Annotated in this window: 1 pseudogene; it reads right to left on the bottom strand. The window is 63.0% G+C overall.

The window, feature by feature from the left end:
* A pseudogene (locus EN991_RS36770) lies at positions 1-1,253 on the bottom strand (conjugal transfer protein TrbE); the annotation flags it as partial.

Genomic DNA, 1,253 nt, shown 5'->3' with positions numbered 1-1,253 from the left:
CGGCAAGCCAGGCCTCGAGGAAATGGTCTCGGCCTGCCTCAGCGATTATCCGATCAATCGCCGCCTGGTCGGACTTCGAGGACGCAGCGCAAAGCGCCAGCGCGATCGGACCGAGGCCTAATTCGAACAGCCGGTTCCCGCGCCGCGACTGGCAGTAGTAGTCGCGCTTGGGCATCGCTCGGGCGACGATCTCGATCTGGCGATCGTTGAGACCGAAGCGCCGGTATATCTCCGTGATCTGTGGCTCGCTCGCGCGCTCATTCGGCAGGAACAGCCGTGTCGGACAGCTTTCGACGATGGCCGGCGCGATCAGGCTGCCGTCGATGTCGGAGAGCGACTGCGTGGCGAAGATAACGGAAGCGTTCTTCTTCCTCAGCGTCTTCAGCCATTCGCGCAGCTGATCTGCAAAGCCGCCATCATCGAGGCCCAGCCAGCCCTCATCGATGATCAGCAGTGTCGGCCGGCCGTCCATTCGCTGTTCGATGCGGTGAAAGAGATAGGCAAGCACGGCCGGTGCCGCACCGGTGCCGATCAGCCCTTCGGTCTCGAACGCCTGTACGGATGTGTCACCAAGACGTTCGTGCTCGGCATCGAGCAGCCGTCCATAGGGACCGCCGATGCAATAGGGCCGGAACGCCTGCTTCAGCGACGATGATTGCAGCAGCACCGTCAAGCCGGTCAGAGTTCGTTCCTGAACCGGGGCGGAGGCCAGTGATGTCAGTGCTGACCAGAGATGTTCCTTCACCTCCGGCGTGACGGGGACGCCTTCGCGCAGAAGAATGTCGACAAGCCAGTCGGCTGCCCAGGCGCGTTCGGGAACGTGGTGGACGCGGCCAAGCGGCTGAAGCGAAATGGTGTCGATGTCGTCTGACAGATCCGCCAGGGTCAAAAGGGCAAGCGGATCGTGCGCTCCCTGCCCGTTCGACGCACTGCTGCCGAGATTATGCCAGTCTCCCGCCATGGCGAGCATTGCCGCGCGGATCGAACCACCAAAATCGAAGGCAAAGATCTGGCTGTTCCCGTAGCGCCGGAACTGCAGGGCCATAAGTGCCAGCACGACCGACTTGCCCGCGCCCGTCGGACCCACGACAAGGGTGTGACCGACATCGCCGACATGAAGGCTGAAGCGGAACGGCGTCGCGCCTTCAGTCCTGGCGAAGAACAGCGGCGGTGCGCGAAAATGCTCATCCTCAACCGGTCCCGCCCAGACTGCCGAGAGCGGGATCATGTGGGCGAGGTTCAGCGTCGATAGT

It is taken from the genome of Mesorhizobium sp. M7A.F.Ca.US.005.03.2.1, from assembly GCF_003997795.1.
Lineage (GTDB): Bacteria > Pseudomonadota > Alphaproteobacteria > Rhizobiales > Rhizobiaceae > Mesorhizobium > Mesorhizobium ciceri.
Note: the sequence above shows the minus strand (reverse complement) of the source record. Positions and strands in the feature narration are given on the sequence as shown.